This is a genomic window from Streptomyces sp. A012304 (assembly GCF_026008495.1).
Taxonomy (GTDB): Bacteria; Actinomycetota; Actinomycetes; order Streptomycetales; family Streptomycetaceae; genus Streptomyces.
This window is the reverse complement of sequence record NZ_BQUN01000063.1, coordinates 59,732-79,237: the sequence shown is the minus strand read 5'-3', so window position 1 is coordinate 79,237 and position 19,506 is coordinate 59,732. Positions and strand designations below refer to the sequence as shown.

The following is a 19,506-nucleotide window of genomic DNA, read 5'->3' as shown; positions in this document are numbered from 1 at the left end:
TCCCGTCATACCAGGCATTCGCAACGCACACACCTCCGGAGGAGGTAGTACGGATCAGAGGGCGGGAAACGCGGGTGGGCGGACAGAAAAAAGTTTTTCTGTTTCGACCAATCCGAATCGGCCCTCCGCTCCGTATCCCTGTCCGTCAGGCAAGTTGGCACGGAGGACGGACGGCATGGAAGCAATCTCCAGCAGCGGTGCGGGACGCAGGAGCGTCGCGACTCTCATATGCGGTGCGCTGGCCGCCGGGGGGCTCGCGGCCGCCGGCGCGGCCGCGCTGGAACCGGGGACGGCATCGGCGTCCAGCCACCGGGAGGCCCCGCTGATCTCGGGAACCCCGCAGTACGACAACACCGATGTGTACGCCTTCGTCAGCCCGGACAAGCCGGACTCGACGACGATCATCGCGAACTGGATCCCCTTCGAGGAGCCGGCGGGCGGCCCCAACTTCTTCCCGTTCGCCGAGGACGCCCAGTACGACCTGCACGTCGACCAGGACGGTGACGCGCGGGAGGACCTGACGTTCCGGTACACCTTCAAGACGCACGTCAAGAACAAGAAGACGTTCCTGTACAACACCGGGGCGGTCGAGAGCCTGGACGATCCCGACCTGAACGTGACGCAGACGTACGACCTGGAGCTGCTGAAGCTGAAGAAGGGCAAGGTCGAGCACCGGACCAAGCTCGCGGACGACGTGCCGGTGGCGCCGTCGAACGTCGGCAAGGCGTCGATGCCGGACTACGCCAAGCTGCGCGAACAGGCGGTCTACAAGCTCTCCAACGGCGCGCAGACCTTCGCCGGGCAGGCGGACGACCCGTTCTTCCTCGACCTGCGCGTCTTCGACCTGCTGTACGGCGGGAACCTCTCCGAGGTCGGCAACGACACGCTCAAGGGCTACAACGTCAACTCCATCGCCCTTCAGATCCCGAACGACCTGATCGCCGAGTCGCACCAGCCGATCGTGGGCATCTGGTCGACGACGCAGCGCGAGAACGCGGAGGGCTACTACACGCAGGTCTCGCGGCTGGGCAGCCCGCTGGTCAACGAGGTCGTCAACCCCATCAAGGACAAGGACAAGTTCAACGCGTCCGAGCCGAAGGACGACGCCCAGTTCCTGAAGAACGTCACCAACCCCGAGCTGCCCAAGCTCATCGAGGCGATCTACAAGATCCCGGCGCCCAAGGAGCCGCGCAACGACCTCGTCGACGTGTTCCTGAAGGGCGTCAAGGACCTCAACCAGCCGCCGCACGTGACGCCGTCGGAGCAGCTGCGCCTCAACACCTCCGTCAAGCCGGCCGCCGAGCCGAAGCGGCTGGGCGTGCTGGACGGCGACACGGCGGGCTTCCCGAACGGGCGCCGGCTCACCGACGACGTGATCGACGCCTCGCTCCAGGTCGTCGAGGGTGAACTGCTCGGCGCGAAGAACGACCTGGGCGACGCCGTCGACAAGAACGACAAGGAGTTCGAGAAGGCGTTCCCGTACGTCGCGCTGCCCACCGAGGGTTCGCGCGGCCCGCTCGCCAAGGGCACCGGCGACGGCAACGACGTCCGCAGCCAGCTCGGCGACGCCCTCCAGCCGGCCTCCTCCTGGACCGACGGCGACCCCGCGCTGATCGCCGCCTCCGCCGGCGCCGGCGCGGCCGGGATCCTGCTCATCGGCGGCGGCCTGATGTGGTGGCGCCGGATGCGGGGCCGGGCCTACTAGGCCCTCCAAGCAGGGCCGGGGAGAAACCTGCGCTCCCCGGCCCCACCGACCGGCGCGGCCCGCGTACTCATTCCCCCACGACGCGGGCCGCGCCACCCCCACCCCACCCGCAGGCCGATCCACCACAGGCGACCAAGGAGAGGGCATGTCCCCGCGCACGACGAACGCCGAGCCGGACCCCGAGTCCCCGGCCCCGGAACCGACCCCGGACTCCGGGGCGCGGGTGACGGCCGCCGCGGACCCGACCGGCCCGACGGAACCCGAGGCCGAGGACGACGCCGGCACCGCCACCGGCACCACGGGGCAACGAACCGCCCTCGCACCCGATCCCACCGCCCCGCAGACCGCGGAGGAACCCCGAAGCGAGGACGAGACCGACGCCACCGCCGGCCCGCGGGTCGCGGAGGGGAGCCGGCGTGCGGACGAGGTCGCTGTTCGGGTCGCCGCTGTGCGGCGCGTCGCCGCTGCCGGGCGGCGGTGGCGGGCGGTTCAGCTGGGGGCCTGTGCGGCGATGCTGGCGGTGGGGCTCACCGCCGGGGCGATCGCGTTCGGGTCCGTCCAGGACGGCCGGGGCAGGCCGGCGGCGGCTGCCGCGGTCCTGTCGCCGGGGGCGCTCACCGGGGGCGACCTGGACACCGGCATCACCTCGTTGCAGGCCCATCTGCGCGACCAGCCACGGGACTTCGCCGGCTGGGCGACCCTGGGGCTGGCCTACGTCGAGCAGGCGCGGACCAAGGGCGACCCCTCCCGTTACCCGCAGGCCGAACAGGCACTGCGGCACTCGCTCGACCTCCGCCCCGGCAACGACCAGGCGCTGTCCGGCAGGGCCGCCCTCGCCGCCGCCCGCCACGACTTCACCGGCGCCCTGAAGTACGCCGACCAGGCCCTCGCGCAGAACCCGTACAACGAACGCGCCCTCTGCTCCCGTATCGACGCCCTCGTCGAGCTGGGCCGCTACGAGGACGCGGAGCGGGCCGCGCGCACCGCCGACGCGCGGCGGCCCGGCGTCCCGGTGTTCACCCGCTACGCGTACGTCCACGAGCTGCGCGGCGATGTCGCCACCGCCCGCCGGGTCCTGGAACAGGCCCTCGCCGCGTCCGTCACCCCGGGCGACATCGCCTTCGTCGCCACCCAGCTCGGCCAGCTCGCCTGGAGCCAGGGACAGTACGCGGACGCCCTCACCCACTACGCCCGCGCCCTCGCCGCCGACGACGGCTACCTCCCGGCGTTGGAGGGCCGCGCCCGCGCCCAGGCGGCGAGCGGTCGGCAGGCCGAGGCCGTCGAAGGGCTGGAGGCGGTCGTCGCCCGCTTCCCGCTGCCCGGTCCGCTCGTGGAGCTCGGTGAGCTGTACGAGGCCCGGGGCGGCGCGGGCGACGCGGCGAAGGCCGAGGAGCAGTACACGCTCGTCGACGCGTGGACGGCCCTCGCCCGCGCGGGCGGCGTCAACGTCGACCTGGACACCGCCCTCGCCGCCGCCGACCACGGCGACAAGGCGGCGGCGCTGCGCGCGGCCCGCGCCGAGTGGAACCGCCGGCAGACCGTGCACACCGCGGACGCCCTCGCGTGGGCCCTGCACGTCAACGGCAAGGACGAGGAGGCCCTCCCCTACGCCCGGCGGGCCACGGCCACCGGCTACCGCAACGCGGTACTCCTCTACCACCGCGGGGTGATCGAGGCCGCCACGGGCCACTCGAAGGACGCCCGCGGCCACCTCACGGCGGCCCTGAAGCTGAACCCCGGCTTCTCCGCGCTCGGCGCGCGCGAGGCCCGTACCGCACTGAAGACGCTGGAGGCGGACAAGTGAAGACCCGTCGTGTGTTCGCCTCCTGCGCGGCCGTCCTGACGGCCGGCTGCGCGCTCGCGCTGATCCCTTCCGCCAGCGCGAGCGCGCACCCCCTCGGCAACTTCACCGTCAACCGCTACGACGGCCTCGTCGCCGCCCCCGGGCAGCTGCGCGTCGACCATGTCGAGGACCTCGCCGAGATCCCGGCGACCCAGGCGAAGCCGGACGTGGAACGGCTCGGCATGACCGAATGGGCGCGGCGGCGGTGCGCGACGGCCGCCGAGGACAGCCGGCTCACCGTGGACGGTCGTACGGTCGCCCTCACGGCCGCCGCCGCCAAGGCGGTCGTACGGCCCGGTCAGGCCGGGCTGGACACCCTGCGCGTGGAGTGCCGGCTGACGGCCCCGCTGCCCGAGGACGAGACGGTCTCCCTCACCTTCCACGGCGCCGGCGCCTCCGCCGGGCCCGGCTGGCGGGAGATCACCGCGCGCGGCGACCGTACGACCCTCACCGACTCCGATGTGCCGAGCGAGTCGCTGTCGGGCGAACTCACCGACTACCCGGAGGAGTTGCTCTCCTCCCCCGCCGACACCGCGACCGCGTCCCTGCGGGTGCGGCCCGGTGGCGCGGCCCTCGCCGAGCAGGACGGGGACGCGCCCGCCGCGTCCGTCCTGCCCCGGGGGGTCGACCGCTGGACGCGGGCCCTGGACAGCCTCGTCGCCCGGCAGGACCTCACCGTCGGCTTCGCCGCCCTCGCCCTGGTCATCGCCGTCGGCCTCGGGGCCATGCACGCGGTCGCCCCGGGGCACGGCAAGACCCTCATGGCCGCGACGGCCGCCGCCCGGGGCGGCCGGGCCCGGTTCAAGGACGTGCTGCCGCTGGCCGCGTCGGTCACCGTCACCCACACCCTCGGCGTCATCGCCCTAGGTCTCCTGGTCACCGCGGGTTCGGCCGCGGCGCCCTCGGTGATCGCCTGGCTGGGCCTGGCCAGCGGCGCCCTGGTCCTGTTCGCGGGCGCGACCCTCGTACGCCGCGCCTGGCACAACCGCCGGCACGGGCATGGGCACGGGCATGGGCATGGGCATGGGCACAGCCACTCCCACGGCGGCCACACCCACACGCACACCCACGCCGAGACGCCCGCCCGTCAACTGGCCCTCGTCGGCGCCCCCACCGAACACACGCACCACGGCCACGGCCACGGCCACGACCATGAAGACCACCACGGTCACGACCACGGTCACAGCCACGACCACAGCCACGACCACGATCACGGTCACGATCACGATCACGGTCACGGTCACGACCACGGCACCCTCACCCACTCCCACGGTGGCCACACCCACACCCACTCCACCGCCCCCACCCTCCGCGGCACGATCCTGCTGGGCTTCGCCGGGGGTCTGGTCCCCAGTCCCTCCGCCGTCGTCGTGCTGGTCGGCGCGGCGGCGCTCGGGCACGCCTGGTTCGGGCTGCTGCTCGTCGTCGCGTACGGCGTCGGTCTGGCGCTGACCCTGGCCGCCGCCGGGTTCGCCGTCGTCCGGCTGGGCACGGGCGCCGCCCGCTTCGTGGACCGCAGCCCGCGCTGGACGACACACCCGGTGGCCGCCCTGGTGCGCCGGAACGTGCCCCTGTGGTCGGCGCTCACGGTCGTGGCCCTGGGGGTCGGACTGCTGCTCAAGGGGGCCGCATCCGTCGTCGCCTGAGCTACGTTTGTGGAGGTATTCGCCGGGATGCGAAGGGGGCGCGGTGTCCGAGGAACCGGGCAGTGAACGTCTGATCGCGGGCCGCTACCGCCTGCTGTCCCCGCTCGGCGAGGGCGGCATGGGCACGGTGTGGCGGGCCCGGGACGAGGTGCTGCACCGTGAGGTCGCCGTCAAGGAGGTGCGCGCCCCGGCCGGGCTGCCGACGAGCGACGTCGAACGGCTGTACGCCCGGCTGGAGCGCGAGGCGTGGGCGGCGGCCCGGGTCGCGAACCGCAACGTGGTGACGGTGTACGACGTGGCCACCGAGGACGGCCGGCCGTGGATCGTGATGGAGCTGGTGCGCGGGATCTCCCTGGCCGAGCTGCTGGACGCCGAGGGCCCGCTGGAGCCGGCCCGGGCCGCGTACATCGGGGCCGAGGTGCTGGCCGCGCTGCGGGCGGCGCACGAGGCCGGGGTGCTGCACCGGGACGTGAAGCCGGCCAACGTGCTGCTGTCGAACGACGGCCGGGTGGTGCTCACCGACTTCGGCATCGCCACCGTCGAGGGCACCTCGGCGCTGACCATGACCGGCGAGGTCATCGGATCGCCCGAGTTCCTCGCGCCGGAGCGCGCGCTGGGGCGTACGCCGGGTCCCGAGTCGGACCTGTGGTCGCTGGGCGTGCTGCTGTACGCGGCCGTCGAGGGCTACTCCCCGTTCCGGCACGACACCCCGCTGAGCACCCTGCGCGCCATCGTCGACGAGGAGCTGCCGGCGCCGCGCCGGGCGGGCCCGCTGGCCCCCGTCGTCGAGGCGCTGCTGCGCAAGGACCCGGCCGAGCGGCTGCCGGCCGAGGTGGCGGAGCGGGACCTGCGGGTCGTCGCCGCCGGGGGTACCCCCTCCGGGCCCGGCGGGGTCGTGCCGACGCCGGCGCCGACGGTCGCGGCCTTCCCGCAGCCACCGGGGCGGGGGGACACCGCGCCCTTCCCGCAGCAGCCGCCGCCCGCCCGGACCGGGCCGGAGCCCGCCACCGCCCGGACCGAGCCGGACCGGGGCCGTCGCACCGCCGGCGTGCTGATCGCCGGTGTCACGGCGCTGGCGCTGGCGGTCGCGGGGCTGACGTACGCGCTGCTGACCCGGGACGACGGGAACGACGGGGGTTCCGGAGGGAACCCCACCAGCCAGTCGCAGGGCGTGACGCCGTCCGTGTCGGCCGAGGAGAGCGGGACACCGAGCGCCGAGCCCTCGCCGAGCCCGAGCGTGCGTCCGAGCGAGCGTCCGAGCGAGAGCGCCACGAGCGAGGCTCCGGCGCAGTCCGTCTCGGTCACCGTGACCGGGTCGCGCACGGACTACTCGGGCGCGTGCCCGCCGCCGCGGGAGGAGGCGCCCACCTTCACGGCGACCATCACGGTCGGCCGGCTGCCCGCGCAGGTGTCCTACCGGTGGGTGGCACAGGAAGGGCAGCTCGCCGACTCGGGCTGGAAGACGCTCGACTTCCCGGCGGGCGGCGGCACGTCCCAGCAGGCGCGGGTGACCGTGACGACGTACGCCGAGAGCGGGACGCTCCGCGACGCGATCGGGGTCGAGGTGCGCGAGCCGCGGCGGGTGACCTCGAACTCGGTGCCGTTCTCGGTCACCTGTGAGACGGAGGCCCCGTCGGACGAGGCCTCCCCCTCCGTGTCGCCTTCGGAGTGACGGCGGCTCAGGCCGCGTTGTTCAGCACCGGCAGGTAGCCGCCCGACTGGCCGGAGGCGGTCGGGTGGTAGGACTCGCCGATGTTCAGCCAGTTGACGCTGTGCAGCCAGGAACTGCCGGAGCAGATCTCGTGACCGGTGAAGGTGGTGCGGACGTCGCCGAAGGTGAACCCATGGGCGGCGGCACGCTTGGCGATGGCGGTGTTGAGGTGGTCGGAGGCGTTGTTGATGGCGGTGCGCTTGGTCTCGGACAGGCCGAGGCAGGTGGTGCCGAGCCGGTAGAAGCGGGGGTAGCCGATGACGACGACATGGGCGCCCGGCGCCTTGGAGCGGATGGCGGAGTAGACGCTGTCGAGCTTGCCGGGGAGCGTGGAGTCGACGTACGCGCGGGCGGTGTTGATGCGGTTGACGCAGGTGCTGTCGGAGCTGGTCACGCAGGTGGTCATGACGTCGGCGAAGCCCGCGTCGTTGCCGCCGACGGTGATGGAGACCAGCGCGGTGGAGGAGTTGAGCGGGCCGAGCTGACCTGACAGGACGTCACCCGTTCGGGCACCCGAGCAGGCGGTGAACGCGAAGGACGAGGGGGCGTGGGCGGCGTTCCACAGGTACGGGTACGCCTTGGTGCTGCGCTTGCAGTCGCCGCTGGAGCTGATGTAGCCGCCCGCGCCGACACCGGAGGAGTAGGAGTCGCCGAGCGCCACGTACCCGCCGGATACGGCGAGTTGGGAGCTGTGTGCCGGCGCCGCCCCGGTGAGGGCGGCGCCGGCGGCGAGGAGGACCGAGCTGACGAAGACGGCAATTCGGGAACGTCTCATGGAACCTCCCTTTAGCAGGATCTCTGCCCCGACCGTCGTACCAACTACGCGTGTTGACGGGAAGTGTTCATGCCAAGTCTTTTCGTGCTCTACCCGGATTGATCACCCCCCTTTTCCGCCTCGTTTGTTACGAGGACATGTCAAATTTGTTGACACTCTTTCAACTCTCTTGTTCTACCCATGTAGATGACACAAGCTTTGCGCAGCCGAGAGCGCAACGCCGCGACGCTCGACGCCGTGTGCGCGACGACGCGCGCACCCCCCACATGCGCATGCCCCACCCGGGCGCGCGCCGCCTAGAGGAGGACACCCTCGTAATGGCACAACTTCGCAGCACCAAGCTCCGTGTCACCGCCGCCGCCACCGTGGCGGCCGCCGCGCTCGTCGGCGGGCTCACCGCGCTCCCCGCCCAGGCCGCCCCGGCCGAGGGCAGGGTCCTCGCGGCCGGCTCCCCCACCGCCGTCAAGGACAGCTACATCGTCACCCTCAAGCAGGACGCGGGCTTCGCGGCGTCCTCCACGACGGGCAAGGACCTCATCAAGGAGTACGGCGGCACGGTGAAGAAGACGTTCGGCGCCGCGCTGAACGGCTACACCGCCACCCTCTCCGCCACCGAGGCGAGGAGACTCGCCGCGGACCCGGCGGTGGCCACCGTGGAGCAGGACCAGACCGTCCGGCTGGCCGACACCACACAGAGCAGCGCCCCGTGGGGCCTGGACCGCGTCGACCAGACCTCGCTCCCGCTCTCCGGCACGTACACCTACCCGGACTCGGCCGGCGGCGGTGTCACGGCGTACGTGATCGACACCGGTGTGCGCATCACGCACTCCCAGCTCAGCGGCCGGGCCGTCAACGGCTACGACGCCGTCGACGGCGACAACGTCGCCCAGGACGGCAACGGCCACGGCACCCACGTCGCCACCACCATCGCCGGCACCACGTACGGCGTGGCCAAGAAGGCGAAGATCGTGGCGGTCCGGGTGCTGAACAACGCCGGCTCCGGCACCACGGCCGGCGTCATCGCGGGCATCGACTGGGTGACGGCGAACCACTCCGGCCCCTCGGTCGCCAACATGTCCCTCGGCGGCGGCGCCTCCACCACCCTGGACGCGGCCGTGCGCCGTTCCATAGCCAGCGGCGTCACCTACGCCGTCGCGGCGGGCAACAGCAGCACCACCGCCTCCTCGTCCTCCCCGGCCCGGGTCGGCGAGGCCATCACCGTCGGCGCCACCACCAGCACCGACGCCAAGGCCAGCTACTCCAACTACGGTTCGGCCCTGGACATCTTCGCCCCGGGCTCCTCCATCACGGCCGGCTGGCACACCAGCGACACCGCCACCAACACCATCTCCGGTACGTCGATGGCGACCCCGCACGTCGCGGGCGCGGCCGCGATCTACCTGGCGAACCACACCTCGGCCACCCCGGCCCAGGTCGCCACGGCGCTGATCAACGGCGCGACCACCGGCAAGGTCACCAGCGCGGGCAGCGGCTCCCCGAACCGTCTGCTGAAGATCGTCCCGTGAATCCCCTCGCTCCGACGCCGTTGACGCGGCGCTGATCCACCCCGTTCCCCGGAGGCGCCCGGCCGCCTCCGGGGAACATTTGTGTCAGATTCCCGATCGCCCGGGCGTCACCTGCGGACCGGACGACTCGTCCGTAACGGTCAAACGAACAAAAAGGTGAGGTCTGATTCCAGGTCTTGCCATACGGGCGCAATCATCAATACCGTCATACATCTCACTCGCATCGGACCGTCGGCATGTGGCTCAAGGGGAGGGCTCAAGGGCCGCGACGGGTCCGGCGCGGGAGCGCGGTAGGGGGGTGCCGTGCTCGGTGACCGCACCTGGGTGACCGGGCCGTGCCGCGCGGTCGGCTGCCGTTTTCCGGGCCGTCCAGCTTTGCCAGCTCACCCGGCGTGCGCGGAGAGGTCCTCCGCCATGCCGTGTCGCCGGTCGGCGGAGAGGTCTTCCGTCCTGCCGTGCGGCCGTGGGTGAGAAACCCCCCTTTCGAACCGGACGTGGATCCGGGCCGCCCAGGGGCGGGCGGTCCACCGGACGAGAGGGACCAGACTCATGAGTTCCGTTCTGCAGCCGGCGACTTCGAGCGAGGATCTGCCGGATCCCTCGGCGCCCTCGACCGTCGGCAAGTACCGGCCGATCTCCTCCCACCTGGCCATCGCGCCGCCGGTGAGCGTGGTCATCCCCGCGATGAACGAGGCCGAGAACCTTCCGTACGTCTTCAAGACCCTGCCGGACTGGATCCACGAGGTGGTCCTGGTCGACGGCAACTCCACCGACAACACCGTCGAGGTCGCGCGCGAGCTGTGGCCCGGCGTCAAGGTCGTCGGGCAGCGGGGCCGGGGCAAGGGCGACGCCCTGATCACCGGATTCGAGGCGTGCAGCGGCGACATCATCGTGATGGTCGACGCGGACGGTTCGGCCGACGGCAACGAGATCGTCTCGTACGTCTCCGCCCTCGTCTCCGGCGCCGACTTCGCCAAGGGCTCCCGCTTCGCCAACGGCGGCGGCACCGACGACATGACCTTCGTCCGCCGGCTGGGCAACCGGGTCCTGTGCGCCGTCGTCAACCGCAAGTTCGGCGCCCGGTACACCGACCTGTGCTACGGCTACAACGCGTTCTGGCGGCACTGCCTGGACAAGATCGACCTGGACTGCACCGGCTTCGAGGTCGAGACCCTGATGAACATCCGGGTCGTCAAGGCGGGGCTGAAGGTGCAGGAGATACCCAGCCACGAGTACCTGCGCATCCACGGCGTGAGCAATCTGCGCGCCGTGCGCGACGGGCTGCGCGTGCTGCGGGTGATCCTCAAGGAGCGCTCCAACCGGCGGGCGCTGCGCCACCGCGGCCACCACACCCGGATGCTCGACACGGTCCCGGGAGAGGTGTCTTGAGCACGAACGGCACCTCGGGCGACGTCCCCACCGGCGACCGCGTCGTCATCTCCGTCGTCGTCTGCGTCTACACCGAGGACCGCTGGGAGGACATCCTCGCGGCGGTCTCCTCGGTGCGGGCGCAGTCCCACCCGGCGCTGGAGACCCTGCTGGTCGTCGACCACAACCCGGCCCTGCTGGACCGGCTGGAGCGGGAGTACAAGGAGGACGGCACGGTCCGGGTGCTGGCCAACGCGGGCCCGCGCGGACTGTCCGCCGGCCGCAACACCGGGGTCGCGGCCGCGCGCGGCGAGGTCGTCGCCTTCCTCGACGACGACGCCGTCGCCGAACGGGACTGGCTGCGCTGGTTCGCCCTCGGCTACGACGACCCGCGGGTGCTGGCCGTCGGCGGACGCACGGTGCCGGTGTGGGCGTCCGGCCGGCGGCCCGTGTGGTTCCCCGAGGAGTTCGACTGGGTGGTGGGCTGCTCCTACCGGGGCCTGCCGCCCGGCCTGGTCCGGGTGCGCAACGTCCTCGGCGGCAACGCCTCGTTCCGGCGTACGGCGTTCGACCTGGCGGGCGGCTTCGCCACCGGCATCGGCCGCGACGGCGACAAGCGGCCCCTCGGCGGCGAGGAGACCGAGCTGTGCATCCGGATCGCCCGGGCCCGCCCCGACGCGGTCCTGCTCGTCGACGACCGCGCGGTGATCCACCACAAGGTGCCCGAGGCGCGCGAGCGCTTCGCGTACTTCCGCACCCGCGCCTTCGCCGAGGGCCTGTCCAAGGCGCTCGTCGCCCGCAGCGTCGGCGCGGGCAAGGGCCTGGAGTCCGAACGCCGGTACACCACCCGGGTGCTGCCGGCCGGCGTGGCGCGCGGCCTGCGCGACCAGCTGCTGGCCCGGCCCGGCGGCGCCCGCCGGGCGGGCGCCATCGTCGCCGGGGTGCTCACGGCCGCCGGCGGCTACCTGGTGGGCGGTGTGCGGGCGCGGCGCGAGGGCACCACCTTCTCGGTGGTGCGGATCGACACCGCGGGAGCCGGGGAACACAAGGAGGCCGCATGACGCGGGCGCGGGTTCCGATCCTCATGTACCACGCGGTCGCGGCCGAGCCCAACGACGCCACCCGCGCCCTGTCGGTCACGCCCGAGGCGTTCGCCGAGCAGATGGCGCTGATCGCGGAGCGCGGGCTGACCCCGCTCACCACCGCCGACCTGGCGGCCCGTTGGCGCTCCGGCCGGCCGCTGCCCGCCCGGCCCGTCCTGATCACCTTCGACGACGGCTACGAGGGCGTGCACCGCCACGCCCTCCCGGCGCTGGCCGCGCACGGCTTCCCGGCCACGCTGTTCGTGTCCACCGGCTGGCTGCGCGGCGCGTACGACACCGGCGGCGGCCTCGACACCATGCTGGACTGGCGGCAGGTGCGCGAACTGGCGGACGCGGGCGTCGAGATCGGCGGTCACAGCCACACCCATCCGCAGCTCGACCAGCTCGACGACGCCGCGCTGCGCGCCGAGCTGATCCGCTGCCGGGACATCGTCGCCGGTGAACTGGGCGCCCTGCCCCTGTCGTTCGCCTACCCGTACGGCTACTCCAGCCGGCGGGTGCGCGCGGCGGTGCGCGAGCACGGGTTCGCCCAGGCGCTCGCCGTGGGCAACGCGCTGGCCCGGCGCGCGCAGGGGCCGTACGCCCTGCTGCGGGTGACCGTGCGGCGCGGCACGGACGCCGAGGAGTTCGGGCGGCTCCTCGACGGCCGGGCGATCGGCCGCACCTTCGCGTGCGACCGGGCCCTGACGAAGGGGTACGCCGTGGTCCGCAGGACCCGGCGGATCCACCGCAGGACGGTCGAGGCCCTCGTCTGAGCGAGGCGGGCGGCCGGGGCGACCGGGCCCCGGCCGCCTCCCCGGCGTATCGCGCCGGGCGGACACCTCCGACACATCGGCGCGCAGTGCGGAAAGCGGGTGCGGACGGCGGCCCCGTGCCGGATCATGGCGGCATGTCCGCGCACCCACACGACGCCCTGCCGATCCGGCTCACCGTCGACGACTCCGACTCCCCGTCCGATGTCGTCGACGCGCTGTTCCTCGGCCGTTTCGCGACGGGCGAGCAGCCGTACTCGCACGCGGTGAACATCGACCGCGTGCGCTCCGGCGCGAACCTGCTGCCGGCGCAGGCGCGCGTGCTGCGCGTCGCCCGCGACGACGACCGCAGCGCGACGCTCGCCGAGGGCGACGGCTGGACGCTGCTGGTCTCCCGCTGGAACCGCGGCGCCGACGTCACCGTCACCGCGACCAGCGCCGAACTGGCCGCGAAGGTGCTGAACGAGGCCACGGACGGCGCGGCGGACGAGCCCGAGCCCCAGCCGGAGAACGTCACCATGGGCTTCTGGTACGTCTCCCCGCGGCGCGGCCCGCACCGCACCACCCGTCAGATCTCCGCCGGCACCTGGGACGAGATCCGCCCGAACTACACGGCCCCCGTGGCCGAGGCGTTGGACCGTCTGATGGGGACGACCCCGGACGACATCGCCGGCCGGCTGCTGCTGCTGCACGGCCCGCCCGGCACGGGCAAGACGTCGGCGCTGCGCACGCTCGCCCGGTCCTGGCGGGAATGGTGCCAGGTGGACTGCGTCCTGGACCCCGAGCGGCTCTTCTCCGACGTCGGCTATCTGATGGACATCGCGATCGGCGAGGAGGACGGCACGGGCAAGGGCCGCTGGCGGCTGCTGCTCCTGGAGGACTGCGACGAGCTGATCCGCGGGGAGGCCCGGCACACGGCCGGCCAGGCGCTGTCGCGGCTGCTGAACCTGACCGACGGTCTGCTCGGCCAGGGCCGCAACGTGCTGGTGGGGGTGACGACCAACGAGGACCTGGAGCGTCTCCACCCGGCCGTCGTCCGCCCCGGCCGCTGCCTGGCCCGGATCGAGGTCGGGCCGCTGACCCGCCGGGAGTCGGTGGACTGGCTGGGCACCGAGGAGGGAGTCGGCCGTGAGGGGGCGACCCTGGCGGAGCTGTACGCGCTGCGGCGGGGCACCTCGCCGACGTCGCTGCCGGAGCCGCGGGGCGGGGCGGACGCGGGACTGTACCTGTAGTGCTTTGATGGGGTTATGACCCTGTTCGTCGGCACCTCGGGGTGGCAGTACAAGGACTGGAAGGGCGTCCTGTACCCGGCCGACGTGCCCGTGCGGCGGTGGCTGGAGGAGTACGCGGAGCACTTCGCCACCGTCGAGATCAACAACGCGTTCTACCGGCTGCCGTCGCGGGAGACCTTCACCTCCTGGGGCGAGCGGGTGCCGGAGGACTTCGTGGTCGCGGTCAAGGCGAGCCGGTACCTCACGCACATCAAGCGGCTGCGTGATCCCGAGGAGCCCGTGCACCGCCTGATGAGCCACGCGGCCGGTCTCGGCGCCCGGCTCGGCCCGGTCCTGCTGCAACTCCCGCCCAACCTGCGCGCCGACCCCGGGCTGCTGGACGCCTGTCTGGCCCGCTTCCCGTCCGGCACCCGGGTCGCGGTCGAGCCCCGCCACCCCTCCTGGTGGACCCCGGCGGTCCGCGAGGTCCTGGGCGCGCGGGGCGCGGCGCTGTGCTGGGCCGACGTCCTCTCCCGCCCGGCCACCCCGCTGTGGCGGACCGCCGGCTGGGGGTACGTCCGCTTCCACCAGGGCCGCGCCCAGCCCTGGCCCCACTACGGGCGACGCGCCCTGGAGACCTGGCTCGACCGCATCGCGACGACCTGGCCGGCCGACGCCGACGTCTACGCCTACTTCAACAACGACCCCGGCGGCGCGGCCGTGCGCAACGCGGCACTGTTCGCGAGCACGGCCGAACGGGCGGGACTGCGGGCGACTCGCGCGGTGCTGCCGGCCTGAGCCCGCCCGCCCGTGGCCCGTCAGCCGGCGTACGCGGCGCGGAGCGCCTCCCGGACGGTGGCCAGGGCCTCGTCCTGGGTGAGGCCGAGGCGTCGTGCCCGCTCCGCGTAGGTCTGGGCCGCCGTCGCGGACTCCCGCTGCGCCGCCGATCCCGCGGCGGCGACGAACGTGCCGTTGCGGCCCCGCGTCTCGATCACCCCGTCCGCCTCCAGCGCGCGGTACGCCTTGGCGACCGTGTTCGCCGCCAGGCCCAGCGCCTCGGCCAGCCCGCGCACGGTGGGCAGCCGGTAGCCCACGGGCAGCTCACCGGACCGTGCCTGCTCGGCGATCTGCGCCCGGACCTGCTCGTACGGGGCGCCGCCCTCATGGATCTGGATCTTCAAGGTCACGGGCCGATTGTCCCGCACCCACCGGAAAATGGGAGGCACCCCCCGGGAGGCTCCCCTAGCGTGCACTCATATGACCATGATCGTGCGTGAGTTGCGCCCCGACGTACCGGCCGACGTCGAGGGGTTCATCCGGGTCCGGGACCTGGCACTGCCCTACATGCTGTTCACCCCCGAGTCGGTGGCCCACGACCTGGCCAACGCCCATCCCGACGCCCACGTCCACAAGCTCGTCGCCGAGGAGGACGGCGAGATCGTCGGGACGGCCCAGGTCGGCATCGCCCACGACAGCCCGGAGCCCGGCCAGGGCTCCCTCAACGTGTACGTGGACCCGGCGCGCACCGGGCGGGGCGCGGGCTCGCTGCTGGTCCGCGCCGCCGAGGCGCACCTGGTGGCCCACGGGGCGACCCGGCTGCTCAGCTGGGTGCTGGACGAGCCCGGCAACCGCGCCTACGCCGAGCGGCGCGGCTACCGGCCGAGCCGCTCCGCGCACTTCCTCGTGCTGGACCTGGCGGACGCCGAGCTGCCGCCGCTGCGGAATGCCCCGCCGGGCGTGGAACTGCGCACCGCGGCCGACTTCGCGGACGACCCGCGCCCGCTGTTCGACCTGGACGCGGAGGTCGTCTCGGACGAACCGAGCGACGTGCCCGCGGAGTTCACCGACTACGAGGCCTGGCTCCGGGAGACCTGGCGGCACCCGCTCCTCGACCGGGAGCTGACCTCGGTCGCGGTGGTGGACGGCCGCCCCGTCGCCTTCAGCGCGGCCCACACCGACGGCGCCACCCGCTACCGCACGGCCATGACCGGCACCAGCCGCGCCTTCCGCGGCCGGGGCCTGGCCAAGCTCGCCAAGAACCACTCCCTGCACCGCGCCCGCGCCGCGGGGTACACGGTGGCCCTGACCGGAAACGACGCGGACAACGGCCCGATGCTGGCCGTGAACAAGTGGTTCGGGTACGCGATCCACGCGACGGAGGTGCGGTATGTCCGTGAACTCGACTGACGCCCGGGGCACGGTGGACGTCGTCCTCGTCAAGGGCGGCCGGACGAAGATCCGCTATCCGGCGCGGCTGCTGTCGGACAACGGCACCCGGCTCGCCGTGCGCGCCCCCTGGGCCGGCGAGGCGGTGCGCGACTTCGGCTTCGTGCGGTTCGAGGCCGGTGACGTCTTCACCGAGTACTACTGGCGCGACCGCTGGTACGCCGTGAAGGAGGTCCGGGACGCGGCGGGCGCCCTCAAGGGCTGGTACTGCGACATCACCCGCCCCGCCGTGTACACCGGCGGCGAGCTGGTCGTCGAGGATCTCGACCTGGACCTGTGGCGCTCCGCCGACGGCACGGACGTACGCCGGCTGGACGAGGACGAGTTCGCACTGAGCGGTCTCCCGGAACGGGATCCGGAGGCCGCGGCCGCCGCCCTGGCCGCCCTCGACGAGCTGGAGGCGCTGGCCCGCGAGGGCGGCTTCGAGCACCTGGTGCGCTAGGCCCGTGACGCGATGCCGCTTCTCGGCCACGCGGAGCGACCGGCTGCCGGCGCCGCAGTCGAGGCCGGACGCCACTCGACACTGCCCGAAATCATCCCGTCACTCCCGTTTGCCCTACCGCAAGGGTGACACCCGCCACTGACACTCGAATCGTGACAGCCGCCACTGACAGAACGGGCGGCGATGAGGAACTCTCCCCGAAAGGGTCTACCTCCGTGAGAGCGCGGAACCCGGGGACCCTGAAGGAGGCAGCCATGCGCCGTACGACCGTGCAGAAGCCCCTGAAGAAGACGGACTCCCGCCGGATCCGCGACGAGGCGGACGAACGGCCCGCCGGGCGGCCCGAGGTGCGCAAGGACATCGCACGCACCTGGTGGCCCGACGGCTGACGCCGTCGTGCGGCACGTACCTGATCCCAGTCTCAGCACTTCCTTAAGGCGACCCTAAAGATCGTCTCCGGCCGTCCACGGCGGGCGATTTCACGGTTTCTTGGTTCCGGCACCCATCACCGCCCGGTTCCGAGGAGACCCCATGCCCGCACGCCGCAAGGCCGCGTTCAAGGGCCTCGACCTGGCCCGCGCCGACTGGCCGGCGACGAACGTGCGCGGCGGCCCGTACACCTTCCGGTACCGGGTGACCGCCCCGCACAAGGGCACCCCGCCGAACCGCCGGCCTGGTCCGGCACCCTGCCCGAGCGTTCGGGCCGGCATCTGCTGTACACGGTCTGGCAGCGCTCGGACAGCCCGGAGGCGTTCTACTCCTGCTCGGACGTCACGTTCGGCGGCGGGGGTACGTCCGACCGGCCCGCCCCGGCCGCCTCGGCGCCGTCCGAGCAGCAGATCGAGGAGGGTGCCGGCCGGTCGACGATCGAGCACGGCGGTCACGGCGAGCACGGCGAGCACGGCGACGACGGTGCCGGCTCGTCGGCGAGGCCTGTCGCCCAGACCCGTTCGACCACCGCGAGCGACGCACCCGAGACGGCCGAGACGGCCGCAGTTCCCGAGGCGGACGAGGCGGCCGGTGGGAGCCCGAGGCTCGCCGCGACCGGTGGGGACGGCGGCACGCCGTCTGTCGTGGTGGGCGGCGCGGGCGCGCTGGCGCTGGGTGCGGCGGTGCTGTGCGCGTCGGTACGGCGGCGTGCGACGGGCGACGGCCGGCACGGCCGTTGACGGCTCCACCCCGAAGAGCTCCGGGGCCCGACCGGCGGCTCAGGCCGGTCGGGCCCCGGCGGGTCGACCGTGCGTCAGCTGAACACGGACGCGCAGGTCGTGGGGGTCGCGTGCGCCGGGTCGAGGGCGTTCGCCACCTCGTGGAAGGCGATGCGGTCGGTCAGCCCGAGCAGGGCGTGCTCGGACAGGTCGAGCGGACACAGGTCCTGGATGAGCACGTTCCGGACGCCGGGGCCGTTCAGGAACTGGCTCCGGTAGGGCGTGACCACCTCGTCGTACTTGGTGGCGATGACCGTGTAGCGGACGCCGGGCACGGTGTCGCCGCCGGCGTTGAGCCGGGTCATGAAGTCGGATCCGGCGATCTGCTGGGCGAGGGCGGGGGTGGCGGCGGTGAGCAGGTCCTCGGCGCCGGGGAAGTAGGGCAGCAGGTTGGTGAGTCCGCTGAGGGTGGTGCCGTGGTTGTTGGGCGCGATGCCGACGAGGGCGTTCACCTTGGCGGCTCCGCCGAGGAACTTCAGGTAGTAGCGGGGCATCATGCCGCCCTGCGAGTGCCCGACGAGATCGGCCTTCGCGGCGCCGGTGGCGGCGAGCACCTTGTCGACATGGGCGGAGAGCTGCTCGGCCGACTTGTCGATGGGACCGAGGGCGTGGAAGAAGGGGACGCCCTCCAGCTGGCCGTAGTCGAGGGAGAAGACACAGTAGCCGCGGTCCTCGAGGTACGGCGCGAGGCCCAGCCAGTTGTCGACGGAGTTGGCGAGAGTGCCGTGGACGAGGACGACGGGGCGGGGGTGGGCGGCGGACGGCTTGCACGTGTAGTCGTTCCAGCCGCTGGTCGGCGCGGCGGCCTGGGCGGCGGTGGCGGGGACGACGGCGACGGCGGCGGTCAGCAGCAGCGCGATCAGGGGTCTGAGCACTCGCTTCCAGGGCAGCATCGGGTGATCTCCTTGCGGCTCAGGGGAGGTGCGACGGCCTAACGCCCTGTGATCCGGATCACGGGATGCTGTTCACTCGTCAAGTTACGGGCGAGTAGGTGAAGTGTGAAGTTACGCGTCAGTAAAAACTTCCCGTGTCACCCGCAAGCCGCGATATAGGAGGACACTCCCTCACCAGGCGGGCCGGACGGGCCCCTTGGGGGCGATACGCGCCAGACGGTCGCCCAGCGCCCGCACCTCCCCCTCGCCGAGCACGTCGACCCATGCCCGCAGGGCGTCGGCGGCCGCCTCCTCCGCGGCCCGGGTGCAGGCCCACCCGCGGTCGGTGAGCACGACCAGCCGGGCCCGCGCGTCCTCGGGGTGCGACCGGCGCTCCGCGTATCCCTTGCGCACCAGCTCGTCGACGAGCTGGCTGGCCGCCTGCTTGGTGAACCCGAGGTGGGCGGCGAGTTCGGTGACGGTCGCCCCGTCCGGCGCGAGCCGCGCGAAGGCGAAGCCGTACGCGGGACGCCCCTCGAAGCCGCGGGCCACGACCCCTTCGTTGACGCGCTGGGTCAGATCGGCCGCGGCGGCGAGCAGCGCGGCGGTCAGGGCGAGGGCCTCGGAGTTCTGCACAGGGGCATTGAAACACCCTTGACGAGATGGTCAAGCAGCTTGACCATCCTGATACAGTCAAGCTGCTTGACCATTTCTTCGCACCCGGAGGCCGCTCATGCCCGTCGTCCGTCCGTCCGAGGCCGTGACCCACGAGATCCACGGCGCCCGTTTCGTCTCCTACGCCACTCCCCGCACCGGCAGCAAGGAGCTGTGCGCCTGGCGCGGTGAGATCCCGGCGGGCACGAAGGCGCCCGCCCACACGGTGAACCGGGAGGAGATCTTCCATCTGCTCGTCGGCGAACTGGTCGTCACGCTCGACGGCCGTGCCGAGCGGATCTCGGCGGGCGACACGGTGATCGTCAACGCCGGCACGACGTTGGCCGTCGAGAACCCGACCGCCCACACCGCGCTCTCCTGGGTCACCACGTCCATCGGCCTGGAGGCGGAACTGGCCGACGGGACGCGGATCACTCCCCCGTGGGCCAACTGACCCGGGCGGC

Annotated in this window: 18 protein-coding genes and 1 pseudogene; 15 read left to right on the top strand and 4 right to left on the bottom strand. The window is 72.9% G+C overall.

What is annotated here, in order from left to right:
* Positions 1-175 precede the first annotated feature (175 nt).
* From ALMP_RS14475 to ALMP_RS14460, 4 genes are all read left to right on the top strand, one after another.
* Positions 176-1,705 carry a DUF4331 domain-containing protein gene (locus tag ALMP_RS14475; protein WP_264927707.1) on the top strand — a complete coding sequence of 510 codons (1,530 nt, stop codon included), beginning with the start codon at positions 176-178 and terminating at the stop codon, positions 1,703-1,705.
* Between the two features lie 145 nt (positions 1,706-1,850).
* A complete protein-coding gene (locus ALMP_RS14470) occupies positions 1,851-3,509 on the top strand; it encodes a lipopolysaccharide assembly protein LapB (RefSeq protein ID WP_264927706.1) in 1,659 nt (552 codons plus the stop codon).
* Positions 3,506-5,194 carry a nickel transporter gene (locus ALMP_RS14465; protein WP_264927704.1) on the top strand — a complete coding sequence of 563 codons (1,689 nt, stop codon included), beginning with the start codon at positions 3,506-3,508 and terminating at the stop codon, positions 5,192-5,194. The genes ALMP_RS14470 and ALMP_RS14465 overlap by 4 nt, the downstream gene beginning before the upstream one ends.
* Positions 5,195-5,237: 43 nt before the next feature.
* On the top strand, positions 5,238-6,866 hold the full coding sequence (locus tag ALMP_RS14460; RefSeq protein ID WP_264927703.1) for a serine/threonine-protein kinase: 1,629 nt from the start codon (positions 5,238-5,240) through the stop codon (positions 6,864-6,866).
* A gap of 7 nt (positions 6,867-6,873) precedes the next feature.
* Here the strand turns inward: ALMP_RS14460 and ALMP_RS14455 are convergent, their stop codons facing one another.
* Complete coding sequence (locus ALMP_RS14455; RefSeq protein WP_264927701.1) at positions 6,874-7,680, bottom strand: SGNH/GDSL hydrolase family protein; 807 nt, start codon at positions 7,678-7,680, stop codon at positions 6,874-6,876.
* A 317-nt stretch (positions 7,681-7,997) separates the two neighbouring features.
* On the opposite strand from ALMP_RS14455, the gene ALMP_RS14450 reads away from it, so the two are divergent.
* The 6 genes from ALMP_RS14450 to ALMP_RS14425 all read left to right on the top strand — a co-directional run bounded on the left by ALMP_RS14450 (position 7,998) and on the right by ALMP_RS14425 (position 14,438).
* Positions 7,998-9,206: a S8 family peptidase gene (locus ALMP_RS14450; RefSeq protein ID WP_264927699.1), complete on the top strand. Its 1,209-nt coding sequence runs from the start codon at positions 7,998-8,000 to the stop codon at positions 9,204-9,206.
* A gap of 549 nt (positions 9,207-9,755) precedes the next feature.
* Positions 9,756-10,595: a glycosyltransferase family 2 protein gene (locus tag ALMP_RS14445; RefSeq protein WP_264927697.1), complete on the top strand. Its 840-nt coding sequence runs from the start codon at positions 9,756-9,758 to the stop codon at positions 10,593-10,595.
* On the top strand, positions 10,592-11,635 hold the full coding sequence (locus ALMP_RS14440) for a glycosyltransferase family 2 protein (RefSeq protein WP_264927695.1): 1,044 nt from the start codon (positions 10,592-10,594) through the stop codon (positions 11,633-11,635). The genes ALMP_RS14445 and ALMP_RS14440 overlap by 4 nt, the downstream gene beginning before the upstream one ends.
* Positions 11,632-12,432 carry a polysaccharide deacetylase family protein gene (locus tag ALMP_RS14435; RefSeq protein ID WP_264927693.1) on the top strand — a complete coding sequence of 267 codons (801 nt, stop codon included), beginning with the start codon at positions 11,632-11,634 and terminating at the stop codon, positions 12,430-12,432. Before ALMP_RS14440 ends, ALMP_RS14435 begins: the two co-directional genes overlap by 4 nt.
* Positions 12,433-12,566: 134 nt before the next feature.
* A complete protein-coding gene (locus tag ALMP_RS14430) occupies positions 12,567-13,661 on the top strand; it encodes a DUF5925 domain-containing protein (protein WP_264927691.1) in 1,095 nt (364 codons plus the stop codon).
* A gap of 15 nt (positions 13,662-13,676) precedes the next feature.
* Positions 13,677-14,438: a DUF72 domain-containing protein gene (locus ALMP_RS14425; RefSeq protein ID WP_264927690.1), complete on the top strand. Its 762-nt coding sequence runs from the start codon at positions 13,677-13,679 to the stop codon at positions 14,436-14,438.
* Between the two features lie 20 nt (positions 14,439-14,458).
* On the opposite strand, the gene ALMP_RS14420 is transcribed toward ALMP_RS14425, so the two are convergent.
* On the bottom strand, positions 14,459-14,827 hold the full coding sequence (locus ALMP_RS14420) for a GntR family transcriptional regulator (protein WP_264927689.1): 369 nt from the start codon (positions 14,825-14,827) through the stop codon (positions 14,459-14,461).
* Between the two features lie 70 nt (positions 14,828-14,897).
* On the opposite strand from ALMP_RS14420, the gene ALMP_RS14415 reads away from it, so the two are divergent.
* From ALMP_RS14415 to ALMP_RS14400, 4 genes and pseudogenes are all read left to right on the top strand, one after another.
* Entirely contained in the window at positions 14,898-15,827 is a 930-nt protein-coding gene (locus ALMP_RS14415; RefSeq protein WP_264927687.1) for a GNAT family N-acetyltransferase, read from the top strand.
* A complete protein-coding gene (locus ALMP_RS14410) occupies positions 15,808-16,308 on the top strand; it encodes a DUF402 domain-containing protein (protein ID WP_264927686.1) in 501 nt (166 codons plus the stop codon). The genes ALMP_RS14415 and ALMP_RS14410 overlap by 20 nt, the downstream gene beginning before the upstream one ends.
* 254 nt (positions 16,309-16,562) lie before the next feature.
* A complete protein-coding gene (locus tag ALMP_RS14405) occupies positions 16,563-16,697 on the top strand; it encodes a hypothetical protein (protein ID WP_264927684.1) in 135 nt (44 codons plus the stop codon).
* 166 nt (positions 16,698-16,863) lie between these two features.
* Positions 16,864-17,477, top strand: a pseudogene (locus tag ALMP_RS14400) (lytic polysaccharide monooxygenase); the annotation flags it as partial.
* Positions 17,478-17,551: 74 nt separating this feature from the next.
* On the opposite strand, the gene ALMP_RS14395 reads toward ALMP_RS14400, so the two are convergent.
* Positions 17,552-18,409, bottom strand: a complete 858-nt coding sequence (locus ALMP_RS14395) for a triacylglycerol lipase (RefSeq protein WP_264927682.1) — start codon at positions 18,407-18,409, stop codon at positions 17,552-17,554.
* A 171-nt stretch (positions 18,410-18,580) separates the two neighbouring features.
* The gene (locus ALMP_RS14390; protein WP_264927681.1) at positions 18,581-19,024 is read right to left on the bottom strand and encodes a MarR family winged helix-turn-helix transcriptional regulator; all 444 of its coding nucleotides are present in this window, start codon (positions 19,022-19,024) and stop codon (positions 18,581-18,583) included.
* Positions 19,025-19,121: 97 nt separating this feature from the next.
* On the opposite strand from ALMP_RS14390, the gene ALMP_RS14385 reads away from it, so the two are divergent.
* Positions 19,122-19,496 carry a cupin domain-containing protein gene (locus ALMP_RS14385; protein WP_264927680.1) on the top strand — a complete coding sequence of 125 codons (375 nt, stop codon included), beginning with the start codon at positions 19,122-19,124 and terminating at the stop codon, positions 19,494-19,496.
* Positions 19,497-19,506: the final 10 nt, after the last annotated feature.

What these genes read in the sequence shown, in the direction of transcription:
- ALMP_RS14385 (WP_264927680.1), top strand. Translation starts at nt 19,122, where the DNA reads ATGCCCGTCGTCCGTCCGTCCGAGGCCGTGACCCACGAGATCCACGGC.
- ALMP_RS14415 (WP_264927687.1), top strand. Translation starts at nt 14,898, where the DNA reads ATGACCATGATCGTGCGTGAGTTGCGCCCCGACGTACCGGCCGACGTC.
- ALMP_RS14450 (WP_264927699.1), top strand. Translation starts at nt 7,998, where the DNA reads ATGGCACAACTTCGCAGCACCAAGCTCCGTGTCACCGCCGCCGCCACC.
- ALMP_RS14435 (WP_264927693.1), top strand. Translation starts at nt 11,632, where the DNA reads ATGACGCGGGCGCGGGTTCCGATCCTCATGTACCACGCGGTCGCGGCC.
- ALMP_RS14410 (WP_264927686.1), top strand. Translation starts at nt 15,808, where the DNA reads ATGTCCGTGAACTCGACTGACGCCCGGGGCACGGTGGACGTCGTCCTC.
- ALMP_RS14470 (WP_264927706.1), top strand. Translation starts at nt 1,851, where the DNA reads ATGTCCCCGCGCACGACGAACGCCGAGCCGGACCCCGAGTCCCCGGCC.
- ALMP_RS14455 (WP_264927701.1), bottom strand. Translation starts at nt 7,680, where the DNA reads ATGAGACGTTCCCGAATTGCCGTCTTCGTCAGCTCGGTCCTCCTCGCC.
- ALMP_RS14425 (WP_264927690.1), top strand. Translation starts at nt 13,677, where the DNA reads ATGACCCTGTTCGTCGGCACCTCGGGGTGGCAGTACAAGGACTGGAAG.
- ALMP_RS14405 (WP_264927684.1), top strand. Translation starts at nt 16,563, where the DNA reads ATGCGCCGTACGACCGTGCAGAAGCCCCTGAAGAAGACGGACTCCCGC.
- ALMP_RS14430 (WP_264927691.1), top strand. Translation starts at nt 12,567, where the DNA reads ATGTCCGCGCACCCACACGACGCCCTGCCGATCCGGCTCACCGTCGAC.
- ALMP_RS14445 (WP_264927697.1), top strand. Translation starts at nt 9,756, where the DNA reads ATGAGTTCCGTTCTGCAGCCGGCGACTTCGAGCGAGGATCTGCCGGAT.
- ALMP_RS14395 (WP_264927682.1), bottom strand. Translation starts at nt 18,409, where the DNA reads ATGCTGCCCTGGAAGCGAGTGCTCAGACCCCTGATCGCGCTGCTGCTG.
- ALMP_RS14475 (WP_264927707.1), top strand. Translation starts at nt 176, where the DNA reads ATGGAAGCAATCTCCAGCAGCGGTGCGGGACGCAGGAGCGTCGCGACT.